The organism is Vibrio neptunius (genome assembly GCA_019339365.1).
In the GTDB taxonomy this organism is placed as follows: domain Bacteria; phylum Pseudomonadota; class Gammaproteobacteria; order Enterobacterales; family Vibrionaceae; genus Vibrio; species Vibrio neptunius.
The window spans coordinates 866,875-889,733 of record CP079860.1 but is presented as its reverse complement, the minus strand read 5'-3'; the positions used below and the strand labels follow the sequence as shown (position 1 = coordinate 889,733).

General features: G+C 43.9%; 22 protein-coding genes and 2 pseudogenes. 12 read left to right on the top strand and 12 right to left on the bottom strand.

All coding sequences use genetic code 11. From position 1 onward, the window contains the following. Window positions 1–129: 129 nt before the first annotated feature. Window positions 130–1,287: an MFS transporter gene (locus KW548_20685; GenBank protein ID QXX09437.1), complete on the top strand. Its 1,158-nt coding sequence runs from the start codon at window positions 130–132 to the stop codon at window positions 1,285–1,287. Between the two features lie 20 nt (window positions 1,288–1,307). Continuing rightward, window positions 1,308–1,886 carry a DUF1349 domain-containing protein gene (locus KW548_20680; protein QXX09436.1) on the top strand — a complete coding sequence of 193 codons (579 nt, stop codon included), beginning with the start codon at window positions 1,308–1,310 and terminating at the stop codon, window positions 1,884–1,886. A gap of 300 nt (window positions 1,887–2,186) precedes the next feature. Here KW548_20680 and KW548_20675 read toward each other — a convergent pair whose 3' ends face one another. From KW548_20675 to KW548_20665, 3 genes are read right to left on the bottom strand one after another with little or no spacing between them, the layout of a single operon-like run. Then, window positions 2,187–2,798 (bottom strand): hypothetical protein, encoded by a 612-nt coding sequence (locus tag KW548_20675; protein ID QXX09435.1) that lies wholly within the window; start codon window positions 2,796–2,798, stop codon window positions 2,187–2,189. After that, window positions 2,795–3,178: a hypothetical protein gene (locus KW548_20670; GenBank protein QXX09434.1), complete on the bottom strand. Its 384-nt coding sequence runs from the start codon at window positions 3,176–3,178 to the stop codon at window positions 2,795–2,797. Before KW548_20670 ends, KW548_20675 begins: the two co-directional genes overlap by 4 nt. 53 nt (window positions 3,179–3,231) lie before the next feature. Then, window positions 3,232–4,140 carry a peptidoglycan-binding protein gene (locus KW548_20665; GenBank protein ID QXX09433.1) on the bottom strand — a complete coding sequence of 303 codons (909 nt, stop codon included), beginning with the start codon at window positions 4,138–4,140 and terminating at the stop codon, window positions 3,232–3,234. Between the two features lie 560 nt (window positions 4,141–4,700). Here KW548_20665 and KW548_20660 point away from each other — a divergent pair. Genes KW548_20660 through KW548_20645 form a run of 4 tightly spaced genes read left to right on the top strand, consistent with a single transcriptional unit; the run spans window position 4,701 to window position 8,459 of the window. After that, the gene (locus KW548_20660; GenBank protein QXX09432.1) at window positions 4,701–5,609 is read left to right on the top strand and encodes a hypothetical protein; all 909 of its coding nucleotides are present in this window, start codon (window positions 4,701–4,703) and stop codon (window positions 5,607–5,609) included. Further along, window positions 5,599–6,570, top strand: coding sequence for a cupin domain-containing protein (locus KW548_20655; protein ID QXX09431.1), 972 nt, complete (start codon window positions 5,599–5,601; stop codon window positions 6,568–6,570). The genes KW548_20660 and KW548_20655 overlap by 11 nt, the downstream gene beginning before the upstream one ends. Before the next feature lies 1 nt (window position 6,571). Further along, window positions 6,572–7,795, top strand: a complete 1,224-nt coding sequence (locus tag KW548_20650; protein QXX09430.1) for an MFS transporter — start codon at window positions 6,572–6,574, stop codon at window positions 7,793–7,795. Continuing rightward, window positions 7,788–8,459, top strand: a complete 672-nt coding sequence (locus tag KW548_20645) for a 2OG-Fe(II) oxygenase (protein ID QXX09429.1) — start codon at window positions 7,788–7,790, stop codon at window positions 8,457–8,459. Before KW548_20650 ends, KW548_20645 begins: the two co-directional genes overlap by 8 nt. A 13-nt stretch (window positions 8,460–8,472) precedes the next feature. On the opposite strand, the gene KW548_20640 is transcribed toward KW548_20645, so the two are convergent. Further along, window positions 8,473–9,111: a histidine phosphatase family protein gene (locus tag KW548_20640; GenBank protein QXX09428.1), complete on the bottom strand. Its 639-nt coding sequence runs from the start codon at window positions 9,109–9,111 to the stop codon at window positions 8,473–8,475. A gap of 73 nt (window positions 9,112–9,184) precedes the next feature. Here KW548_20640 and KW548_20635 point away from each other — a divergent pair. The 3 genes and pseudogenes from KW548_20635 to KW548_20625 all read left to right on the top strand — a co-directional run bounded on the left by KW548_20635 (window position 9,185) and on the right by KW548_20625 (window position 12,360). Next, window positions 9,185–9,572 (top strand): annotated as a pseudogene (locus tag KW548_20635) (type II toxin-antitoxin system HipA family toxin). Window positions 9,573–9,755: 183 nt separating this feature from the next. Continuing rightward, on the top strand, window positions 9,756–10,364 hold the full coding sequence (locus KW548_20630) for a transporter substrate-binding domain-containing protein (protein QXX09427.1): 609 nt from the start codon (window positions 9,756–9,758) through the stop codon (window positions 10,362–10,364). An 818-nt stretch (window positions 10,365–11,182) separates the two neighbouring features. Then, window positions 11,183–12,360, top strand: a protein-coding gene (locus KW548_20625; GenBank protein QXX09426.1) for an IS3 family transposase whose coding sequence is annotated in 2 segments (ribosomal slippage) — window positions 11,183–11,450 and window positions 11,450–12,360 — 1,179 coding nt in all. Because the reading frame shifts where the segments join, the coding sequence is not laid out codon by codon here. 3 nt (window positions 12,361–12,363) lie between these two features. Here the strand turns inward: KW548_20625 and KW548_20620 are convergent. From KW548_20620 to KW548_20605, 4 genes are read right to left on the bottom strand one after another with little or no spacing between them, the layout of a single operon-like run. Next, window positions 12,364–12,672 (bottom strand): hypothetical protein, encoded by a 309-nt coding sequence (locus tag KW548_20620; GenBank protein ID QXX09425.1) that lies wholly within the window; start codon window positions 12,670–12,672, stop codon window positions 12,364–12,366. Beyond that, window positions 12,660–13,853, bottom strand: coding sequence for an MFS transporter (locus KW548_20615; GenBank protein QXX09490.1), 1,194 nt, complete (start codon window positions 13,851–13,853; stop codon window positions 12,660–12,662). Before KW548_20615 ends, KW548_20620 begins: the two co-directional genes overlap by 13 nt. Beyond that, window positions 13,846–14,658 (bottom strand): aminotransferase class I/II-fold pyridoxal phosphate-dependent enzyme, encoded by an 813-nt coding sequence (locus tag KW548_20610; protein ID QXX09424.1) that lies wholly within the window; start codon window positions 14,656–14,658, stop codon window positions 13,846–13,848. The genes KW548_20615 and KW548_20610 overlap by 8 nt, the downstream gene beginning before the upstream one ends. Beyond that, the gene (locus KW548_20605; GenBank protein ID QXX09423.1) at window positions 14,625–15,068 is read right to left on the bottom strand and encodes a hypothetical protein; all 444 of its coding nucleotides are present in this window, start codon (window positions 15,066–15,068) and stop codon (window positions 14,625–14,627) included. The genes KW548_20610 and KW548_20605 overlap by 34 nt, the downstream gene beginning before the upstream one ends. 127 nt (window positions 15,069–15,195) lie before the next feature. Between KW548_20605 and KW548_20600 the strand changes: the two genes are divergently transcribed. After that, a complete protein-coding gene (locus KW548_20600; protein QXX09422.1) occupies window positions 15,196–16,092 on the top strand; it encodes a LysR family transcriptional regulator in 897 nt (298 codons plus the stop codon). Between the two features lie 105 nt (window positions 16,093–16,197). On the opposite strand, the gene KW548_20595 is transcribed toward KW548_20600, so the two are convergent. From KW548_20595 to KW548_20585, 3 genes and pseudogenes are all read right to left on the bottom strand, one after another. Continuing rightward, window positions 16,198–16,800, bottom strand: a complete 603-nt coding sequence (locus KW548_20595; GenBank protein QXX09421.1) for a hypothetical protein — start codon at window positions 16,798–16,800, stop codon at window positions 16,198–16,200. 89 nt (window positions 16,801–16,889) lie between these two features. Continuing rightward, a complete protein-coding gene (locus tag KW548_20590; GenBank protein QXX09420.1) occupies window positions 16,890–17,228 on the bottom strand; it encodes a YrhB family protein in 339 nt (112 codons plus the stop codon). Window positions 17,229–17,409: 181 nt separating this feature from the next. Beyond that, a pseudogene (locus KW548_20585) lies at window positions 17,410–18,749 on the bottom strand (PLP-dependent aminotransferase family protein). Between the two features lie 590 nt (window positions 18,750–19,339). On the opposite strand from KW548_20585, the gene KW548_20580 reads away from it, so the two are divergent. Both KW548_20580 and KW548_20575 read left to right on the top strand, forming a co-directional pair. Then, window positions 19,340–20,215: an NAD(P)-dependent oxidoreductase gene (locus KW548_20580; protein QXX09419.1), complete on the top strand. Its 876-nt coding sequence runs from the start codon at window positions 19,340–19,342 to the stop codon at window positions 20,213–20,215. 15 nt (window positions 20,216–20,230) lie between these two features. Next, window positions 20,231–21,013, top strand: coding sequence for a TSUP family transporter (locus KW548_20575; GenBank protein QXX09418.1), 783 nt, complete (start codon window positions 20,231–20,233; stop codon window positions 21,011–21,013). 365 nt (window positions 21,014–21,378) lie between these two features. Here the strand turns inward: KW548_20575 and ascB are convergent, their stop codons facing one another. Next, window positions 21,379–22,770 carry a 6-phospho-beta-glucosidase gene (gene ascB / locus KW548_20570; GenBank protein QXX09489.1) on the bottom strand — a complete coding sequence of 464 codons (1,392 nt, stop codon included), beginning with the start codon at window positions 22,768–22,770 and terminating at the stop codon, window positions 21,379–21,381. Window positions 22,771–22,859 lie beyond the last annotated feature (89 nt).

Here is a 22,859-nt window from a genome sequence, read left to right as displayed (position 1 = left end):
AGTATTTAAACAGATCGAACGTCTTATCAGGGCTGATTTTTCATCACTCTAAGCCCTGCTGATACTGAAATAAAAAATCATAGTGGCTCCCACATAACTCGGGGCCACATCGAATTTACAGGAAACAACATGGAACTACTGGATTCCACACCTTCACCAGCGATTCCCCGCTCTATCAATGCCACCCGCATTGCCTTTTTTGTTGCTGGGTTGAGCCTGGCTGCTTGGGCACCACTTATCCCCCTCGCCAAAGAGAGGCTGATGGCCGATCACGGCACCATAGGGATGGTACTGCTGTCATTTGGTATCGGATCATTTCTGATGATGCCGCTGTCCGGCATTCTTGCATCGCGCTTCGGCTGCCGAGTTGTGTTCTTCACAGCGACAATACTGATGCTTGCTATGATGCCGGCTCTGGTCACGATGAATACTCCCCTGACCCTTGCTGTGGCCCTGTTTTTGTTCGGTGCAGGGATCGGCGCGATGGATGTGGTGGTTAATATTCACGCCGTATTGGTTGAAAAACAGGTAGACAAGCCTGTGATGTCAGGATTCCATGCCCTATTCAGCATCGGTGGTATCGCTGGAGCTGGGCTGGTAAGCCTGTTGCTGATGCAGGGGCTGGCTCCCCTAACCGTCATTGCGCTGATTATAGCGGCGGTTGTGATCATGCTGCTATTTGCCTATTCAGGCATGCTCACCTACAGCGAGTCAGACGAATCTCCGCTGTTTGTGGTACCCAAAGGTATCGTGATCCTGCTGGGCGTCCTCTGCTTCGTGGCCTATATCATGGAAGGCTCTATGCTGGACTGGAGTGGTATTCTTCTCACCAGCAATAATCTGATCACCGTTGACCATGCCGGTCTGGGTTACACGGTATTTGCGTGCGCAATGACCGCCGGACGCCTGCTGGGTGACCGAATAATCGCTGCTTTTGGCCGTCTGCGCGTTTTTGTGATCAGTGCGCTCATCGCGTCGCTAGGATTCGGCGTCATCGTTCTTGGGAACAGCCTAGAAACCATGATCGGCGGCTTCTTCCTGATAGGCGCAGGCCTGTCAAACATTGTCCCCATCCTGTTCACTGCGTCTGGGCAGCAAAAAGTGATGCCCAGCACCCTAGCCGTCGCGTCAGTCTCTACGATCGGTTACTCAGGGATCTTACTTGGTCCGGCATTGATTGGGTTTGTCGCCAACGCCACCACTCTGGGCTTTGCCTTCGGTGTCGTTGCCGTTCTTTCGCTAAGCCTGCTGATTTGCGCCCGCTTCATTTTTTCTGCTAATGACTAGAATTACCAACAAGGATAAACATGGATATCTCTCATTTTAACTGGATAAACCCACCAGCATCCTGGACTCAAAATAATGATAAAATCATCGTAAAAACGGACCTCAAGACCGATTTCTGGCGCGAAACACATTACGGTTTTATCCGTCATAACGGACATATATTTGGCTGTGAGGTGGAAGGTGATTTCACCTTTGAGCTATGTATTGAGGGCGAGTTCAGCGAACTGTACGATCAGGCAGGGCTGATGATCGAGCAGGGCGAAGAAGTCTGGTGTAAAGCAGGAATCGAGTTTGCTGATGAGCAGGCTCTGATGAGTAGTGTACTGACTAATGGCAAGTCCGACTGGGCGACAGGCCCCTTCCATGGCGATACCAAAAAGTTCTGGATGCGAGCAACCGTCATGGGAGACGTACTAAGGCTGCAATACTCAGGAGATGGTATTACCTGGCCCCTGCTCCGCCTCTGTACTATTCCTCTGGCTCAAAAGCGTTTTGTCGGCGCCATGTGTTGCACACCGGAACGTGAAGGGCTGCAAGTGGCATTCAGTCAGTTCCGCCTCAGCCAACCACTTGGTAAAGATCTCCACGATCTTTCATAAAAAGTCGTTTAATAAAGCCATACTCCCGTCCGCTGGGGTGTATGGCCTATTCCCGCTGAGAGCGTAAATTCAGGGCACACACCAATAATTGTGCACGAAGATTGACTCACTAAATATATATAACCCCAAAGTTACCCAGAATTATTGATAGCGTCTCTATTTCCCATTTTCATCGTCAAGTCCCCTTCATTTTCTTACTATCAGGCGAAAAAAACCACTATTGCGACCTTTAGACAATCATTGTTCTACCGAAACAATCCACTGCGCACTCACCCATTGAAGTTCAATAAAATATGGTATTTATGGACGTTGCCTTTCACCATAAATACGATTAAATTCAGGGCGATGAAACTGCGGCTCGGTAGGGTCTTGAGATTGTTCTGGAAACTTCTCATAAACTTCAGCTTCATCAAGAAGCAGCCCCGTTCTGCGTCTATCTACTTTCAATTCAGATTGTTTTTCACAGTACCCTAGAAATAATTTCTCTCCTTTGATTGATGACACATCATGCACACTAATATGACATCCATGATTAAATGAAGAGAGTAAATATCGGTAATTATTAATGTAAAAGTAGATCGAGCGCCCTTGCAAGCTCGGCGACAAACGGGTGTGATAAGTTAAAAAACGCCCTCTTGGTGGTTTTTTATCACTTGGGAACTCTAACTCTACACTCCCCACATCTCCATAACGGTATTTCACGTAGCCAGTATCGGGGCTGTAATGTTGATAAGCGCACAAAGACGCTAGTTTTCCATTTTCTAGTTGGGCATTAAAATAGATATCTTCATCATCTTGACAGAGTGTCCGATTCAAAGTGTCATCTTCTTTAATGATCAACGGATGAGCATAAACTGTTGACAAAAATACAACGTTAACAATTAAAGCCAATAATAACCTTCTCAACTTCATTCAAACACCTTAGCTTCCCATAGCTTGTTAAAATTATCCCTACGCAACTTATAACTATCAGTGCCACTATTAACAGCTCTCGTTACCGAGTTAATAGCGGAATCTTCTGCACCAGCATCGGCTTTCAAATAGACTTTGTTGACCAACCAAAAGTTCGCTGCTGAGCGCGTGGCATACTTAACCTCCAACAATATCTCTGGGTTATTAACTGCATCGATAATATCATCAGGCCAGCGCGCTTGGTGAGCAGCATGCCACTTATTAAAAGCGGTATAATTGCCACGACCAGTTAACTGCTTTAACCCTCGACCTCTAAAATTCCAACCATCATCCGTTGTTAAGTAATCACCATTTTTTAATTCTCCCCGACCTCCGTACATAACATTAAACAGGATGCGTTTATCATCTTCAGATGGTCTTGTGCCATCTTTTTTTACAAAAAACCATTTTCTTTTCTATCAATACCCAGAACATCAATATATCGTTTGCCGGGATGAAGTTTATGATCTGCTGGGTAGTTTCTCTTTCTCGCTGTCTCGAACTGAGAGGTATCTAACACCGTAGTCCGGTAATTGGTATGTTCTGCCATATTCAAAGTAGGCCCAGTTTCTTGCATTATCTGCGCGAAGAAATGAGTCCTACGCAAAGGGGTATCAAGCTTATAAAACTCAATATGGTCATTGAGCTCATCCACGATACCTTGCAACAGATTTTGCTTGCTACTGCTTACCCTTGGGTACACTGCTTGTAGCATCTCAAGTGTAAACCTAAACGAATACTTCCACTCTTCAACAACGGCCTCATCTAAAGCAAGAATGGTGTTTTTGTCGACAATCCCATCAACGCCGCCAAATGGGTAGCTTTTATGCGTGGTATGTGTCGGTTTATAGTGGGTTTGAAACTGTTTCACTGCGCCTTCTGTCGCGCGGCCAAAATCGCCATCAGCGCCAGATTTCCCCAAGTCAAAACCCAATGCCATCAAGGCCTGTTGGATTTTCTTTATTTCTTCGGTATCACTAGCGCCTTGTTTAACAGCATGAAAATTGCCGCCCGCCAACTGATTAAGAGGTTTTGACTCTTTCAATATTGAAGATTTCAACATCATTGTGTGTGTTGGTTTTCTGTTCTTGGCGAAAAACTGCAAATGAAACTTATCTAAACTGTCTTTGGTACCATTTGCCTCGCGCTCGGCAAGAACACGCTCTCTATTTTCAGCCCACCGCTGTCGATCTTTCGCGGTATAGGTTAATTCTGCTCTACGCTCTTGACGGTGACGTTGTGCTCTTTCTCGGGTGGTTTCTTGCCTTTCTTCTGGCTCATCTGGAAAAGATTTATAACGCATTTTAAGTTCGCTCACATAAGAAATGGAGCTAAATTGTATAAATATCGTTCAATGCGTTTTCAGGCTACATAACCATTATTATTATGATTTAACATTATTTATCAGCCCGTTCTCATTAGCTCGCTAGAAATTTACGACATAAAGAAGTTCGTAAGTTCAGGACACACACCTATCATTGTGGCAATGCATCAAAACCAGCCTCAAGGTAGAAAGCCTATCTGTCTATTTACTGGTGTGTGTCCAGTATTTTCCTTTTAAACCCGGTGTATTTTCAGTTAATAATCAAAAAATAATCTATAAAACCAATACTAAAGTCCAATATCATTAATGAAATCAATTGAATAAAGTGTGCCTGCTTGCATATTGCATGAGAACTTACTAACAACAACATGGAGAATTTAGATGGAACACGCAATCGATCAAGAACAGTTGGCTTCACAAGAGTTTGAACTGGAGTTTGAAGTGGAAGCGGAAGCGACAACATGTGGTAGCTGTACCAGCCCACGTCAAGATGTAGGCCACTAAGGTCGAGGATAGCCCCAAAAGGGGCTATCACTATCATGATAGACACAATCACCATTAGCCGCGCTATCAATAGCGCCATGAATTCAACACGAATCGAGCCAAAATACCGCGTCTTCCACCAACACTCACTTGATTACAAAGCCTGTAGTAACATTGTACACCGATGGGGCGAGTGTTTAGTTGAGCCTCAGGAACACCTCAATACCCTCTATGGTTCGGGTTACTGCCTAGCCTTGAATGAAATCACGAAGTGGAGCCTACCCTTAACGCTACAGGTCTTTGACTATATTCATAGCAATGAGCTTTTACTTAGCTATGATTGCCCCAAATTGGTCGACGTGTATATGTTTCTTACCTCATCGTCCAATTGGACCCCATTTGGTATACATCAAGACTTTGAAGATTCACACATTATTGATGTCGCGGGCTCTGGTCGGGATCTGTATCTATGGGAGGAAAAGCCCCCTTTCCAGCCCAAAGTGGTCAACTCGGAGCGATTCACTGGTATCCATCTCGATTACAAGCCTCTGTTACCAAGTGCAAAATGTTTATCACTAAAACCAGGACAACATTACAATGTCCGCCAAGGCGTAATGCACATTTTTCATGCGTTGGGGCCGGGTGTATTCATTGGGCTAAGTTGTGAGGAATCTGACTCAGACAAAGCTCACACTTATATTCCCCCTATCTATGATCCAAATATTGTCTCAAATCTCGATGCCTTATCAGGACGTCGCTTAACTTGGCGAACTCATACTTGCCTCGACCATGTAGTCAACACAGACTTTGGCAAAGTAAAGCTAGATGCTGACGAAGTAATTCAATTAAACGCCTTAAGCAGTCAATCTAGCCAACCCTTACTCGTTAACGACTGGTTGCAAGACCTAGGCCAAAGAAGGTTGCTCGCGAAACTCATCAAAGTAGGAGCTTTGCATGCTCACTAACTCGTTAGAATCGGTGCTGAACGCTATCGATCAACTCTCTATTTCCACTAATAAATCAGCGATATACAACAAAAGCCATGTAAACGCCGATTTGACACCACTCGCTTCAATGGTGTTCAGTCGCCTTTCGAACATAGGCTCTTCACGTATGAATATTCGCCTCATTGCCGATGGGAAAGACTTACACCCTGCACTATTTATTCAGTCAAGAATAGGCGACGGTCTCATTGAACATAGCTTACTCGATAACGATTTGGTGACCCAATGTCTCAATGAAGGCGGTACGTTAGTCTTCGACCACATCAACGATCATGTTACCGAGCTCAGAGGGATTCAAGAATACATAGAAGCCAGTTACGGAGTGAAATGCTGGATTCAGTGTTACTTAACTAAAGCCAACCAGACCGCATTCAACATGCACTCAGATGATCATCCATTTCTAGTCCTACAGCTGTTTGGCCATAAGCATTGGATCCATGACAACAACGACACTGTTGACTACAACACTGGTGATATTGCTTTTTACCCAAGAGGAAAGCGTCATGATGTTCATGGCAAAGGGGTCACTTCCATGCACCTAACCATAGCTTTTGAAGATTTCGACGGCCAAAACTACAACGAACTCAGCCAAGAGCAACAATTACAGGCCTTAAAACCACGTATTGGCAATGCACTGCCTTTCTCTATTGACTCTCAACACTCGTTATCTAACTGCGGTTTTCGGGGCTACTATAACTTTCTTCCCCCATTTGAAACAGAAGGAGAGGTAATCCGCCTTATCACTCCAAAGCGAACGATTAAGCTCAAACACAAGGACTACCTCGATATCTTACGATCGCTACAATGCTCCCCTTCTTCAACGGTCCTCGAACTATCGGAGCGACTGGACATCGATCCCACACGTGTTGAAGCCTTTATCCGCTTTGGCTTAAGCAATGGTCTAATTATCCGAGGTCTATGATATGGCTATTATCAAAACTCTAAAAACCATCGAATGGAACCGTAATTTCACCTTATTCGCTATGGCCAGTTTTGCTTCTGGAGCCGGTAATGCATTAATCCCGATCGCTTTTTCTATCGAATCTTTCAATATATCGCCTTCGGGAGTAGGGATAGCTCTGGTGATGCTGGCGCTCTGGTTAGGCCGTTTTCTAGGTATGCTTGTCTATCGCAAGCTAGCCATTACTGCACTAAAGCCAACCATGATCCTTGCCGATATCACGCGTTTACTCGCCCAGTTTGGGCTACTGCTCTATATTGCACTCGGCACGAATACTGTCATAGCGATGGTGATTTCAGCGTTTGTTTATGGCCTTGCCTCTTCCTTTTATCTACCCGCTAGCTTTCAGTTGCTCCCTAGTATCACTTCTGCAAAGAGCCGCGAGCAAGCCAACTCCGTGTTAGCCATTCTTGGCGACATCTACAGTATTATTGGACCTTTGTCAGGCGCGACTTTGGTTCTGTTGCTTGGATTTGAGACCGTGCTGATGATCGACTGTATCACTTTTCTCATCGCCATTGGATTGATCTACGCCATCCGACTTGTTCCCAAATCAGAAACGAGTAACGAACCTGCTGCAGAAGAAAGGAAAGGTGACACCTCAACGCCTCCAGTAACCTTGCCAAATTGGTCAATTAATGGGCTGAAAAGCTGGTTTTTTGTCTCGATTTGTCTTGGATTTCTCGGAGTTGCAGGGCCTGCAATGGTTATAGCCAATCACTCAGAAAGCGACTGGGCATTTGTCGCAACCTGCATCGCTATAGGATCATTAGTGGGTTCGACCGGGATGCTCAGCGGGCGCTTTAAACACTTCACATGGAATCGAGTCCATTTGCTATGCCTGATTCTATTGTCTTTACAAGCTATCGCAATAAGTAGCACCCTACCGATCACTGTGATTGTCGTTTGCGCTATGTTTGGCGCCTGTGCAACGACAATGAGTGGTATCAAATGGGACACGGTCACCCAAACACACCTAACTGCAAGTCAACTGCCTCGCTTTGCCTCGAACGACCAGATGGTCACCAATACCGCAGTGCCTTTGGGTATGGTGTTGTTTGGTATCACCAGCCACTTTGGTGTTAGTCATTATGGAATGATGGCTGTGGTAGCAACCGTTGTTTTGTCTTTTTGGTATATCCGCTCAGACGCACCAAATACAGCGCAGGAGCTTGCTCATGATTGATCTGATTTCTAACCGCAAAATGCGTGAGAAAATAACGCAAAATGGTTATCTATGTATTGATGATTTTTTTGATAAAGCAAGCTTTGCCAATTTCAATAAGGCGGTAATAGACTCTTGGCAGCAGCAGCAAGGATGGCGCACTCGTGTCGGACACAATGGTAAGAAGTTTAATACAGAGCTACTTACTCTAGAGAAACGGGAAAAAGTGTTCCAAAAAATGAATCTGCCGCCAGTACCGGCAGACAGATTCAGCTTTATCTACCACTTTGTCGATCAAGGTAGTGATGTGTTAGTCAGAAAAATTGCCAACCAAGCAATGGCACACTGGCTTCCTATACTCGGCCTTAACGCTACAGAGTTTGAGCAAAGCTTCTCGCTAACGTCATTTAATCGCTACTGTTTTATCGATAATCACAACGATCACACAAATAGTGCACAAGTCAGTCCATATAAAGTGACTATTATCGTCTATTTTGGTGATCCTGAGTTTCCACCTTCACAATCAAAGCTAGTATTTGACTATCGAGGTACAGTACATGAAATCACCCCCATGCCTAACCGCAGCGTTATGTTTTTCCCATCGCCCCATACCACCCATCGTGTCGAACACAATCAATCACAGGATGATGAACCACGATTGGCACTGTCTGGTTGGTTAATGTGATGAAGGGTATTGCCTATTGACAGGCAGAAGGCTCGTATGTGTTATGCGGTTGGTAATTCAAGAGTTTAATAGCATGATTATGAAAGTAATCATCTACTTCAAGTATCGTTATACTTCCAGAGCCTAGTTTATAGTCAATATATGCCATGCTTTCTACAGCTATTTGTTGGAAAGCCGCGATTACGAAGCTTGAGGAAAAACCATGAGCCACAATGATAATATCTTCGTTGCAGTCTATTACTGAGTTGACGAATTCCGCAACTCTAGTAGCTAACTCTCTTGGTGATTCCGCTCCTTCACAAATGCGATGATCTAATCTAGCTCCCTTTTTAGGTGGAAATCTAATCAGCTCATTGTGCTTTTCTTGAGGAATACCCTCGTTGTTACCAAATGACATTTCACGAAGGCGAGCATCTAATTTTAACCGAGAACCCTCGTTACATATTATTTTTGCCGTTTGCTGTGCACGGTTCAAATCTGAAGAATAAGTAACTAATTTACGGGAATCGAAGCCTAGTTCATTGATCGTAGACTTTATCAACTTAGCTTGTTCAATACCGTTTTCTGTTAGGTTTGAGTTGTACCAACCACCGACTAACCTATCAACGCTGTGAGTCGCTTCGGTATGTGTAACTAAACAAATTCTTTTCATTGTACTTCCTTTCAAGAAACCGAATAACGCCCTGCTCTTACGAGTCTCCTCATAATTTATATATAAAACAATGAGTAAACGCAACTCGTGAAGCGGTAAATTGTCTGCTGATGAGGGTCGACCAGTATCCCTCAATATTTTTCAATGTCGATTGGAGATTGGGAAAGCGAAGACTTTCAAAATCCACCGGAAGGTAACTTCAAACGCCCTATCACCAACTATGATTTAGCTGAATTCTGCGCTCTGCTGGGTTATTCAGGCACCAAAATGGCTTCCATAATGATAGAAACCGTTGGTGTTTTAAAAATGCCCTGAAGGAAGCGATTGAATTTACCGAAGCTCAAGGAATCGATGATAGAGAGCGTGAACACATAGAACGATGCGTTTCGCTCATCCAAACGGAATGTGAATACTTACTAGCGCAAGCCGACAGTGTTCCAGAAATGAGTGAGCTTCTTTAATGGCTAATGCAGGGGCTAGTGTCCAGTATCACTGGAGCATATCAACATCGAGGTTTCACCGTATTTGAGCCCTCAAAAGCCCTCTGACCTAGAAAACCGTATACATCAGCCTAAACTTATTAAGTTATCCTTGATGAGAGTAAACGAATGAGAATCGTATTGTTAATCTGTATGAGTTTGCTGATGAGCCAGGTCAACGCCAGTGTTGTCAATATCTACACAGAAGAGTTTCCTCCCTATCACCATACTTACGATGGCCAGGTTGTGGGTGTTGCAACACAAATCATTACGCAAGTTATGGAGCAGGCAGGTATTGAGTACCAGCTTCATTCACAACCTTGGGCCAGAAGCATGGCAACAGTTCAAAAAGACACAATGGGCTTGATTTATTGCATTTCTCGTCGGCCAAATCGTGAAAATCTGTTCATTTGGGTAGGAGAGATACTACCCGCTCCGCAGTCCATTTATTCCCTTAAAAGTCGTGAAGATATAACGTTGAGTCGCCTGAAAGACATAGAGAGCTACCGTTTTTCGACAATGATTAGTGATGCAAGAGAACGCTTTTTGGAAGAGAACTCTGTCTCTCTCGAAAACTCAATACGATTAAGCGGTATGGACGCTAGATATCGACAATATGAAATGCTTAAAAAGGACGAATTGACCTTTGGCCCATTGCGGATGCACAAGCTTACTATATCGCTAGAGAAATGGGTGATGACCCAACAAGGGTCCTCAATAAGCAATGGGAAATGGCATTCGGGCAAGAAGAGTACTTTTTGGCTGCTAACTTGAACTTACCGCCACAACTACTCGATAAAATCCGTACTGAGCTTAAAAACTACCGAGCTACTCAGGAGTATCGAGATCTTATCAACTACTGGGGATTAAACGACTAAATCAACACAAGACGTCAAGGACTGTAGATTGGCGTACAAAAGCTCTCCACGACCTGAACTATCAGATCTAGTCAGAAACAATATGAGTAAACCAAGTTACTTATCCACAACTGAGTAAATGGTAAAAGCTTACATCTATAATGTCTTTTTAATTAACAAAAAAGTCTTCCGAATTTATCCTTCATCTTTTCAGCCTAGAAGTTTGCTAAAACAAAAGGGCACTTTCGAGTTAGAAAGTGCCATGGATAAAAATTCAGTCTGTGACCTGCTCCAGCCAGACTGGATGGAGTTTATAGAAAAGAGAACGTAGCGATGTCAGTACAAGCTCTTGGCAATCATATTGGAGCAAACCGTCCCCTGCCGAGAGTGCTATGCCAAGATTCATCGTGACATATGGTTTTACTTGGCTCACCTTTTTTATGTTAAGCAAACCCTCTCTTATTCACTTTGAATTTGAAGATAAACATCGAGCTTTCAGCAGGCAAAAAAAATCGCCTAGCTGCATACTAGGCGAAGATTCCGAATGTTGATTTGAAAGTGGCGATGCTCTTAGCTGACTTTACATCGATTCGTTCAAACCATCCGCGATTTAGAGAATGGTGTCACCTTTGTTTACTATATCTCCTACAGAACAGTGCATGTGTAGTGGTACGGTGAATTTGGCCACCTAATTAGAGGTGTTAAGATACACCTCATAGCATGACAGGTGAAACTATGACCAAGCGTACCAGACGCACTTTCAGTGCGGAGTTCAAACTCGAAGCAGCACAACTTGTTCTCGACCAAAACTACACCGTTGTTGAAGCCGCCAAAGCCATGGGGGTCGGTAAATCGACCATGGATAAGTGGGTAAGGCAGCTCAAACAAGAAAGAAAGGGAGTGGCTCCTCAAGCCTCACCAATGACACCAGAGCAAATTGAGATACGAGAGCTGAAGAAGAAACTTGCTCGCCTTGAAGAGCACAATGAAATATTAAAAAAGGCTACAGCTCTCTTGATGTCGGACTCACTGAACAACTCTCGATAATCGAGAAACTCAGGCAGAGCTTTAGCGTTACCACCTTATGTCATGTGTTCAGTGTCCACCGCAGCAGTTACAAATACTGGCGTTGTCGCCTTAAACATGTTTCTCCAGAGTTGGTGAAGCTAAAAAGTCTTATTAAAGAAGTTCATACGGCAAGCAACGGCTCTGCGGGTGCGAGAAGCATTGCCGACATGGTTACGGCTCAAGGTGTAAAACTGACACGTTATCGAGCTTCTAAGATGATGAAATTATTAGGGTTGGTAAGCTGCCAAACACCGAAGCACCGATATCGAAAGGCATCACAAGAACACGTAGAGATCCCAAACCATCTGTCTCGACAATTTGCCGTTACCGCTCCCAACCAAGTCTGGGTTGGTGATGTGACGTATATCTGGACGGGACAGTGCTGGATGTATCTTGCTGTTGTCATCGACCTGTTCGCTAGAAAGCCAATTGGTTGGGCGATGTCAGTATCGCCTGATAGTAAGTTGACAGGAAAGGCACTCGCTATGGCGTTTGAATCACGAGGTAAACCCAAAGGCGTGATGTTCCACAGCGACCAAGGAAGTCATTACACCAGCCGTTCTTATCGGCAACTGTTGTGGCGTTATCAAATCAAGCCAAGCTTATCTAGGCGAGGTAATTGTTGGGACAATAGCCCGATGGAGCGGTTCTTCAGAAGTCTAAAGACAGCATGGGTACCAGTGTCGGGTTATCGGAGTTTTAGCGAAGCGAGAGAACATATAACTCGATACATCACGGGCTACTACAGCCAACTCAGGCCCCACCAATATAATGGTGGGCTGACACCCAATGAGTCTGAGCGATTGTATTGGGAAAACTCTAAAACCGTGGCCAATTTTAGTTGACCACTACAATTTACGGCCGTTTATTACACCAACACCGGTCACTATTGCTGCGCTCGGGAGAGGTTGCTCATAGACTTTGTATCCTGCTATTTGCCCGATTTCAAAGAATGAGGTTCCAACATCAATCACTTTTGATATCCGTTCCCGGGGAGAAAGTTTACCTCTAGAGCTTTGCTTTTCACGACTTGGCAACTCTAAAGCGAGTGATTCAGATTGGGCTTGATTAAACTTTTCTAGAATAGCTTGATAACCATCAAAGTTAACTTTGGCCTCTTCAGTTTTCGGATCTAATATTGAAACTAATTCAGACATGCTTTTTGCTCTTTATTCGTAAAACTAAGACCAAGAATCACTACTGCCATAATAGCAACCCAGTACGCCCAGCTATGACTTTGCCCCGCACCAACCGCTAATGCCGCTGCTATTCCGGCCATTGATTGCTGTAGGAATCCACACAAAGCAATGCTATGCGCGCCATTGTGCGAAGATTGGCTTGCAGCAATGGACATGCTGTTTGGAAAAACGATAGCTTGTCCAAAAATAATGAGTAGATACAAACTAAGATAAGCAGCAATAAGGATTTGCCTTGGAATCGCAGTGCTGAACAACCAAACCCCTAGCATGATTATTGAGCCTAACATCATCAGATAGGCCCCCAGATTCATTAACTTCTGACTGCCAACCTTGGTTACAAAATGTTTGACACAAAGAGAGCCTAAGAAATACGCAACACCAATACTAAGGCCAAAGAAACCAAACATTTGGCTAGATAGCTGTAAGTCATGTGAAAATACAAATGGACTCACTTCTTGCAACGTCACTATCGTGGCAAACCCAAGCCCTCCTTGAACGCAAGGGATCAGAAAACTGCGGTCATTTGCAATTTGAATATAACTTGATCGCGATGTTGGTGAAGCTTGACGCTTTTGTTCAGTCGATTGAAAAGGGATGAACATAATCACGACTAATGCTCCGACAGCTATGGCCGACAATAATATGAAGCCAAACCGCCAATCGCTATACTCAGTTAATATCGAACCGATAAACTGCCCGATACCTAAAGCAGCAATGAAGGCCATCGAAAGCAGCGAGAGTTTCTGCGTCAACTCATCTCCGCTCCAGTTATCTCTTACCAAGATCCTGGCAATGATTGCAGCACCACCCGCTCCCATCCCTTGGATTACTCTCGCGACCATTAAGCTCTCGATTGTTTGTGCAAAATAGAGATATAAACTCGCTCCAATAAACACACTTAAAGCCATCATCAAGGATCTATCTCGCCCATATTTTTCTGCAGCATGCCCCCAGTAAATAACGGGTAAAGCCGCTCCAATCACAAAAAGTGAAATGGACAATTCAGCGTAATGACGACTTATGGAAAGTTCGCTTGCGACCTCAGGCAAAGCTGGCAAATACAAAGTGGTCGACATCTGTGCCATCAGCACTAGCGTACAAGCTAAAACCAGTACGAGACGATTACCTGCTCTACGCATCATGCACTCCATGCTTTTGCTTGAGTTGATTCAATCTAATGGCGAACTCTTGAATATCTTTATCTTGCATATTTGAGCGCAACATGACTCTTAGACCCGCCTTACCTCTGGCGATGACTGGGAAGAATATCGCTGAAGTGTAAAAGCCCGAACTAAATAGCTCTCTGGCTATATTGATGGTCGCTTGCTCGTCTCCCAAAGAAACAAATCGGATAGGCAATCCATCACCTTTGGCTTGGGTCGTTACCAACTCGTCAAACAATTCAACTTTACGCATTAGCGTCGTTTGTAATCGATTAATTGTTCCATCCTGATGCAACTCAGTCGAAGCAATAATAGCGCCAAGGCCCGCCGTATTAATTCGCTGTGACCAAGTGATCGGCCCACCATATCTGGCTAAAAGGTTCCTGACTTTATTGTCCTTGTGTTGACGAAAGAACACGGCACCACCCGATGCACCAAAGCCTTTATTTAGAGATGCGATGAGCAACGTCTGATCATTAAGTTCATCGACTTCACTCAAAACCATGCCTACTCCATTATGACCAGTGGTAGAAAGGCCGTGAGCTTCGTCAATCAGCAGAAATAGCCCGTATTGACTTTGCAGTTCTAGTAACCTTTTTATCGGTGCCGCTCCACCTGTGCTGTATATAGAATCAGCGACAAACGCGACTTGTTGGTGCTGCTTACAAATATCCTCCAATGCGCACATGTCGTTATGCTCAATCGTGATGACTTTTGTTTCATCAGCGCAAATGGGTTTCATATAATTCAGACAAAAGTGCGCATGCTTATCAAAAACCATGACCGGGGGGTATTATTGGTAAGGGCACCAGATGAAAGTAATGGTAATACTGCGGCGGCGGCCGCTGCGCAAGAAGGCAGTGTGAACACGTCACTACTTGTTAGTTCACCTAATTGGCACTCTGCTTGGTTCAGTATTTCGTATTGAACACGAATGCGTGAAGTCGAAGAATTTAATGCCCCTGTCGACTGAATACCGTCAATTGCACCTTGTATAATTGCAGGATGGCTATCCAAACCAAGATAAGAGTACGAGGACATATTGACAAACTGCTCGCCTCCGGGAACTGTCAAGTGCTCACCATTTCCCATATTCTTACTGATAATATTAGCAAGGCCATTATTGCTGGTTGTATCCCAGAAACCTTCGCTTATATCTATTGATTTTTTTATATTTGTATACTTATTCAAAACTATTCCTTGTCATGCGAGCCTAATTGATAAAAAAAACCATATTTCAATGATACTTTTATATATTTGTAAATTTATGTCAACCTGACAAGCAATTCTTTATTGCCGTTAGTTAAGGCCTTCTTAATTGAAAAGACAGAATCTTCCTCTCCAAGGTTTACATTATTTTTATCGAGCGGCAGCTTTAGGGAGCTTCAAATTAGCAGCAAAAGAACTCTTCGTTTCTCCAGCTGCAGTAAGTCAGCAAATAAGACAACTCGAAGCTAGCGTAGACACTTGCCTGTTCCACCGTCATCACAGGAAAATTGAACTCACCCCTTATGGGGAAAGTCTTTACAAACAGGTCAAGAAAGGATTTAACCACCTAGAATCTGGTCTGGATGAACTGGTTGATGACCCATACCCAAACAAGCTCGCGATATCAACACCTAGCTCTTTTGCTCATCATTGGCTAATTCCAAGATTACAAGGATTCAGAGAGCGGCACCCTGATATCAACATTCTAGTTGAACCAACCAACCGTCTCTCTCAACCCACTGACAATAGTATCGATTTATGCGTACGCTTCGGTTCTGGTCAATATACTGGAATGCATTGTGAATGGTTGATGAAAGACATTATATATCCTGTATGCCACCCTTATTATCAAGAAAAGTATGGCATATATAGCATCGATGATTTGAATAATGGTGTGCTAATAGAAGATATTTATACAGATATGAGTTGGAAGACTTGGCTGGAATTAAATGATAAAAAACCCATTAATCCTTCGATTTTATTTCATGGTTCTCAATTTGTGGTAGAAAGTGCCCTAGCAATGCAAGGAATAGGATTAATAAAACACAGCCTAGTTAATAGATATATCAAAAATAAAACTTTAGTTAGAATTGGAGAGAATTTTACCGAGCTATCCTTCTCATATTTTATATGTTTACCTGAAAAGAACTTGAAAAGACCCAAAGTGACATTGTTTATTGATTGGTTAAAGGAGCAAGTCAACAGTGATTTTCCAACAGAAACATAGTTCTTAAACAACACATTAATCACTCTCGGTAAATCGATAATCTTTCTCTTTACGGGTGTATTTTTTGGGATTTGTTGACTATTACACGCCCCTTATTAGCCACCTTTATGCAATCTGCTCAATTCTGCACTTTTGGCAAAGAGGGTAACTAGTAACCAACTCTGAAATCTGCAATTTCATTTGAGCAAAGGAAGTACCATACAAGTAGAAAGCAGTTCCCTTTGGCCCTTGCCAGTAACTATAGACTTTACCATGACCATAAGTTAAACGATCCAACTCGCTGTGGACGTAGTTAGAGTCGCTATTTGCATATACTTCGGGATCTAGGTCTGTACCATTTAAGTAAATAGCTAAACCTTCTAAAGTACCGAGCTCAAGCTCCGAGTCAGTGGTTTCAATCTTTAATTTAGAACCTTTGGGTATTCCTATATTTTCGAGCGAAGATCTGATGACTTCAACCGTTTCTCTACTTGAGTTGTTAACCTGAATTACTACATCGCAATGCTCGATTTCCCCAGACTGGGATTGAAGTGTGCCGCCGCCAGAAACTTCACCGATTGAGTTTTTTGACAAAATTTCATCAAGAGGGTCTCCGTATACTTCAGCTCTGTGCATTGGTTGTATTCGAGCATTTATCGTGGCCACGATATATTCGGGCTCAGGTTCTGGCCTGCTGCCCTTTTCTTGAACAATCCGAACATCAGTCAATCTCCTTTTAATGGTCAAAGCTAAGCGGCGTGGCTTACAGTGAGTGAGAACACACCAAAAGAGCTACAGGCGCTTTTGTGAGGTGAGCTCTACGTCTCTTTGTGAGGGTTTCCTGTTTTTATATAGTTCTTTATGTAAAAACCAATATCTTCAGCAGTCCCTGTAATGACAATATCTCCGGTGTCTTTATTGACAATTAAAGGAGCATTTCCTCCAAGCGCCTCTCTGAAATCACCGGTTTCTATGTACTTCTCGGTGTTGTAATAGAATACCCATCCAAAGTCATATTGTTCAGTGTCATGGTCTTGAATTTTTAACTTTATATTGGGGTGCACGTAATTTGGTAAAGAAGAACCAAAGCTGTTCATTTTAATCTCTTCACCCTTTAAATAGCTTTCAACTTTCTTGACCGCTTCTGTAAAATTCATAATCACCTAACATTCTTAATAACATGCCGTCTCGCTTTTTATCTGCCTGACTTTCAATCAATTTATCCTAAGCTACTAAAAATTGAGCAACATTCAGGACACTCGAAAAGGCTGGGGTCTGAAACCGCACGCCTCACACTCCGTAACCTAGAAAGCATGGATTCTGATGGATTACAACTGATCAGAAAGGCATAAAGGCATTTGGACTGGCATTCAGGAGATCACGAATTTGTTTGAGCCCTTCAATCAATTTTCTCTCTTGACTGATAGAGGTAAGTGAAAGCCGGATATGTTGAGTGCTTGAGCCATCCACACTGAAATAGCTGCCACTGGTGACAATTAATCCGCGGTTCTTGGCTTCCATGGTAAACCTATCTTGCTGCCAATGCTCGGGTAAAGATAACCACATATGGTAGCCAGTAGATTCCACGCCATTCAATGAAAAAATCTCACGAGCGATTTTTTGTCGGCTCGACGCCATGTCTCTTTGGTTCGAGGCGAGAGTGAAAGCTTCACCCGACTCGATAAGCAGTGTCGCGGCAATGTAGTTGATAGGCGATGACAACCAGATATTGGCTCGTATGTGAGCATTGAGCCGTGCGATTTGACTAGCCGGTGCTTTAATAAACCCGCACCGCATTGCAGGGCTAATCGCTTTAGACAAAGCGGTGACATGAAATGTGTAATCTGGTGCAAAGTTAGCAATAGGGGGATGGGGTGTTCATCTAAGAAGCAATAGATGTCATCTTCTACCAACCAAACTTGATGCTCATTGATGATCTGAGCGATTTCTTTTTTTCTCATTTCAGGCATCGACACACCTGTGGGGTTCTGATGGCATGGAATGACAATCACGAGAGAGGGTGAATATTGTTGAATCGCACTATCCAGTGATGCTGGAGATAGACCATGTTCGTCTAAGTCAACGCCGACAACGTTACGGTTAGATAAATTGGCAATGGCCAATATTCCTGGATAAGTGAGGGATTCAACCAAAATGGTGTCACCAGGCTCAGTTAGCGTTTCTACTAATAAAGAGAGAGCATGTTGAGCCCCATTGGTCAATACGGTGTTATCGATACTACCGCCTTCCAGACCATACTGTTGAGCCCACTTGACGGCCGCTTGTCGGTGTTTTTCATGTCCCGAGTCTTCACAATATCCAATCAAAGTTTCAGTGAGATGATCAGACGCTTGTCGATAGGCGCTCTTAATCGCAGGAATGTTCTTGTGTAAGCACGGCTGTAGCAGAGAGAAATTGTAATTGGTGTCTTCATGGACCACTTGAATAGCTTCATTCAGATCAGAGTGAGCAGCAACAAACGTACCTTTACCAACAAACGATTCAAGCCGACCTTTGTCACTAAGCAACTTATAGGCTTTAGCGACCGTCGCTGGAGTCGTTTTAAGCTCATCAGCTAACTGTCGATGGGTCGGTAGCTTAGTGTTGGCCGTGTATTCGCCACTATTAATCTTTTCTTCAATAGCGTCAGCAATACGTACGAATTTGTTGTTATTCAATCGACTTCTCCTTAATTATCCTCTTCGATTATAAAGCATAACTATGTCTATTCGCTATGGAATTGATCAGTTAATGATGTCATTTTTAAATTGACATATGTCAATTTGACAAATAACATGCATCAAAGTGATAAGAAGATTACATAACACTAAAAACAATGCTCAATGAGGAAGCTCAGATTCACTCATTACCCCGTGTAGCGAAGAGGCCTATGTCCTATGACATCTGACCATAAAATACCATCACTGAATCTCAGATGAAGACTTTTCATAATTGACTATGAAAGGTTGGTAGATAAGTAAGGTTAAACACCTCGTGCCCACGGGATGATTGCAAAATCGCCATTAGTCAATGACACTAAAATTGACATATATCAATGAAAGAACATTGAAATAATATCTTATCAAAGTGGAACCGTGGAGACCTTAAACGCCATTTGGTCTATCAACGTGTGGGCCACAGCAGAGAAAGGGGTTATCCACGTCAAAATAGCACTGATCGTTGGTGAGTGAATTTGCAATAAGTTCGCTTGTTCAAATATTGCCGTACGGAAATTGAAAGCAAATAGCAAAGGACTAAGGAGAACGCTATGAAAAACAATGTTGCCTTTATTGGATTAGGTGTCATGGGCTACCCAATGGCAGGACACCTTTCTAGTCATGGTTACCCAACCAAAGTTTACAATCGCACAACGAAAAAGGCTCATGACTGGGCGAAAGACTATCACGGTGAGGTTTGTTCATCGCCAGGGGCCGCGGCTCAAGATTGTGATTTGGTATTTGTTTGTGTAGGAAATGATGATGACGTTCGCAGCGTGGTTTACGGTGAGACGGGTCTTATCGACAATATGAAACCAGGAAGTATCTTGGTCGACCATACCACCACATCCGCCGAATTGGCGATTGAACTCGGTGTGGCCTGCAAACAAAAAGGGATCGCATTCATTGATGCCCCTGTGTCTGGTGGGCAAGCGGGGGCTGAAAATGGTGCTCTAACTATCATGTGTGGTGGTCAAAGTGAAATGTATGAGCAGGCAGCATCTGTGATGAGCGTTTATGGAAAACAATCCAAGTTGATGGGAGGAAACGGCCAAGGCCAACGTTCAAAAATGGTCAATCAGATCTGTATTGCTGGCGTTTTGAAAGGCTTGAGTGAAGGACTGACGTTGGCAAAACATGCTGGCTTAGATATCGATGACCTTGTGGATGTCTTGAAGCATGGGGCGGCAGGTTCTTGGCAGATGGAGAATCGTTCCTCAACGATGTCTAGAGATGAATTTGATTTTGGGTTCGCGATTGATTGGATGCGCAAAGATTTAGGCATTTGTATCGACGAAAGCAAAAGGTTAGGGATAGATTTGCCACTCACGATCAAAGTAGATAGTGAATATCGTGAGCTACAGAACCACGGATACGGTCGTATGGACACCTCTGTACTCATCAAAACCTATCAAGAGTCATCATAAAAGGAGCAACACAGCGTGGAATTTCTAGGAAGCGATATTACATTTTGGATTCTGGTTGCACTGATGGTGTCTGCATTTGCTGCTGGGTTTATTGATTCGGTTGCCGGTGGAGGCGGTCTGATTTTGGTTCCTTCTTTCATTCTTGCCGGCCTACCGCCACACATTGCGCTGGGACAAGAGAAGATTGTCAGCACCATTGGTACCATTGCGGCGATCCGTAATTTCGTCAGAAATAAATGTGTGATCTGGACAGCGGTAGCAACGGGTATACCTGCGGGTTTAGTGGGGGCCTATGCGGGTGCGGAAGCAATACTTTATTTCGATCCTGATACGATCGGCAAGATCATACTCGCCATGCTTCCATTTGGTATTGTGTTATCTTTCATTCCCAAAAAGAGCAAAGAACACGATACGAATGCGCCCATCAATCGATACGTCATCTTGTTTGGTGTTCCTGCTGCCGTATTTGTGATTGGATTTTACGATGGTTTCTTCGGGCCGGGAACTGGAAGCTTTCTGATCCTTGCACTGCATTATTTGCTCAAGTTCGATTTGGTTTCCGCTTCAGCGACGTCAAAGTTATTTAATTTTGCTTCGAATATAGGTGCACTGATCGCATTCATGTTAGCGGGGAGTGTTATGTACGCATTGGCCGTCCCATTAGTGGTCATGAACTTATTTGGTAACCACGTTGGTAGCGCTTCGGCAATGAAGTATGGTCCAAAACTCATTCAACGAACGATATCCATCTCTCTGAGCCTGTTGATGATCTCATTAGGCTATAAGTTCATTTTCTAACGGGTATCCCTGTTTTCCCAGTAGCCCTTTATGTCAATCGACGTAAGGGGCTTTTTAAATGCATAAGAAGCATCAATATGAGGCAAGGTCGGTCTCAAATTTTGACTATTTGAGAAATAGAAACTAGAAATTCAGAGTAGAAATTCAGGACAAGTAGAAATTCAGGACACACACCAAAAGGACTTCAAGGGATGGCCATCTCTGGTTCTGAATGGGGCAGAGCCGATCTAGGCCAACCAGCCGTTCTAATCACCTCAAGGAAACGAAACCGATAGATTGTATTCAGACTCATTCACATAAAGCGACTTGCGCCGAGTATGAGCCTATCGCGAGACGCAATCAGTCAAGGAGCCGGTTCCTTGACTTCAAGATTTTAGCGATGCTCCGTGAGTCCGGATAACGTCCTGATACCAGAAAAAGCTTTTCTTGCACTTACGCTCTAATGTGCCACTGCCGTCATCATGACGATCAACATAAATATAGCCGTAACGCTTACTCATTTCCGCAGTGGAATTGGCAACCAGATCGATAGGCCCCCAACTGGTGAAACCCATCAGCTCCACTCCATCCAATATGGCTTCTCTGGCCTGAACCAAGTGGTCATTGAGATAGGCAATGCGATAATCATCTTCTATCTCCCCATTGGCGTTGATTTCATCGCGCGCCCCAAGTCCATTTTCAACTATGAATAGCGGCTTCTGATAGCGGTCATAAAGAAAGTTAAGCAAGATGCGTAGCCCTTTCGGATCAATCAACCACCCCCACTGACTTTTCTCTAGATACGGATTAGGTACGCTGTCGACAATGTTACCGACCTCTTTCTGCTTCGGATCCGCACTGGCACAGCCACTCGCATAATAACTGAATGAAATGAAGTCAACGCTGGCGCTCGCCAGTTCCTCTATATCACCCGGCTGCATGTCGATCTCAATCCCTTTTTCACGGAAATAGCGAAGCATGTAACCTGGGTAACGACCGCGAGTCTGGACATCACCAAAAAACAGCCATTTGTTATTTTCCTGCATCGCCGCGATAACATCATCGGGATTACAGGTATACGGATAATTAAGCGCACCAAGCAACATGTTACCTATCTTGGCATCTGGAATAATCTCATGACATAGTTTCACCGCTTTTGCATTAGCGACAAGCTGATGATGGATTGCCTGATAAATGGCCTGCTCACTAGCCTCTTCAGCCAAGCCCACACCGGTAAACGGCGCGTGAAGAGACATGTTGATTTCATTGAACGTCAGCCACAGTTTGACCTTGTTCTGATAACGTTCAAACACGGTACGAGCATAGCGCTCAAAGAGGCTAATCAGTTCACGGCTTGCCCAACCGCCATAGTTTTCTACCAACGCGTAAGGCATCTCATAATGAGACAAGGTGACAAAAGGCGTAATATCATGTTTCGTTAATTCGTCGAAGACACGATCATAATACGCCAACCCTTCTTCATTAGGCTCACATTCATCGCCATTCGGGAATATACGCGTCCAAGCAATGGACAACCTCAGACAGTTAAACCCCATTTCATTGAATAGAGCAATATCTTCTGGATAACGCTGGTAAAAATCTATCGCCAGATCTTTAATACCTTCGGTGCGTTGTTGGCGCGTCTGGTGCGGACTGAGAATCCCATTGGGCAACATGTCAGACGTCGACAGCCCTTTACCATCATGATCAAAACTGCCTTCCACCTGATTGGCCGCAATCGCGCCACCCCACAGAAAATGCTTAGGAAAAGTTGTCATCATATTCTCTCTCACTTCGAGTCTGAACTGAGTGTAACTCACATTTTAGGAACAAAATGAGGCTGAGGTGTGAGATAGTTATTTCCTAG

Coding starts and splice junctions, on each gene's coding strand:
- KW548_20685 (QXX09437.1), top strand. CDS start 130: ATGGAACTACTGGATTCCACACCTTCACCAGCGATTCCCCGCTCTATC.
- KW548_20680 (QXX09436.1), top strand. CDS start 1,308: ATGGATATCTCTCATTTTAACTGGATAAACCCACCAGCATCCTGGACT.
- KW548_20675 (QXX09435.1), bottom strand. CDS start 2,798: ATGAAGTTGAGAAGGTTATTATTGGCTTTAATTGTTAACGTTGTATTT.
- KW548_20670 (QXX09434.1), bottom strand. CDS start 3,178: ATGTACGGAGGTCGGGGAGAATTAAAAAATGGTGATTACTTAACAACG.
- KW548_20665 (QXX09433.1), bottom strand. CDS start 4,140: ATGCGTTATAAATCTTTTCCAGATGAGCCAGAAGAAAGGCAAGAAACC.
- KW548_20660 (QXX09432.1), top strand. CDS start 4,701: ATGATAGACACAATCACCATTAGCCGCGCTATCAATAGCGCCATGAAT.
- KW548_20655 (QXX09431.1), top strand. CDS start 5,599: ATGCTCACTAACTCGTTAGAATCGGTGCTGAACGCTATCGATCAACTC.
- KW548_20650 (QXX09430.1), top strand. CDS start 6,572: ATGGCTATTATCAAAACTCTAAAAACCATCGAATGGAACCGTAATTTC.
- KW548_20645 (QXX09429.1), top strand. CDS start 7,788: ATGATTGATCTGATTTCTAACCGCAAAATGCGTGAGAAAATAACGCAA.
- KW548_20640 (QXX09428.1), bottom strand. CDS start 9,111: ATGAAAAGAATTTGTTTAGTTACACATACCGAAGCGACTCACAGCGTT.
- KW548_20630 (QXX09427.1), top strand. CDS start 9,756: ATGAGCCAGGTCAACGCCAGTGTTGTCAATATCTACACAGAAGAGTTT.
- KW548_20620 (QXX09425.1), bottom strand. CDS start 12,672: ATGTCTGAATTAGTTTCAATATTAGATCCGAAAACTGAAGAGGCCAAA.
- KW548_20615 (QXX09490.1), bottom strand. CDS start 13,853: ATGCGTAGAGCAGGTAATCGTCTCGTACTGGTTTTAGCTTGTACGCTA.
- KW548_20610 (QXX09424.1), bottom strand. CDS start 14,658: ATGGTTTTTGATAAGCATGCGCACTTTTGTCTGAATTATATGAAACCC.
- KW548_20590 (QXX09420.1), bottom strand. CDS start 17,228: ATGAATTTTACAGAAGCGGTCAAGAAAGTTGAAAGCTATTTAAAGGGT.
- KW548_20580 (QXX09419.1), top strand. CDS start 19,340: ATGAAAAACAATGTTGCCTTTATTGGATTAGGTGTCATGGGCTACCCA.
- ascB (QXX09489.1), bottom strand. CDS start 22,770: ATGACAACTTTTCCTAAGCATTTTCTGTGGGGTGGCGCGATTGCGGCC.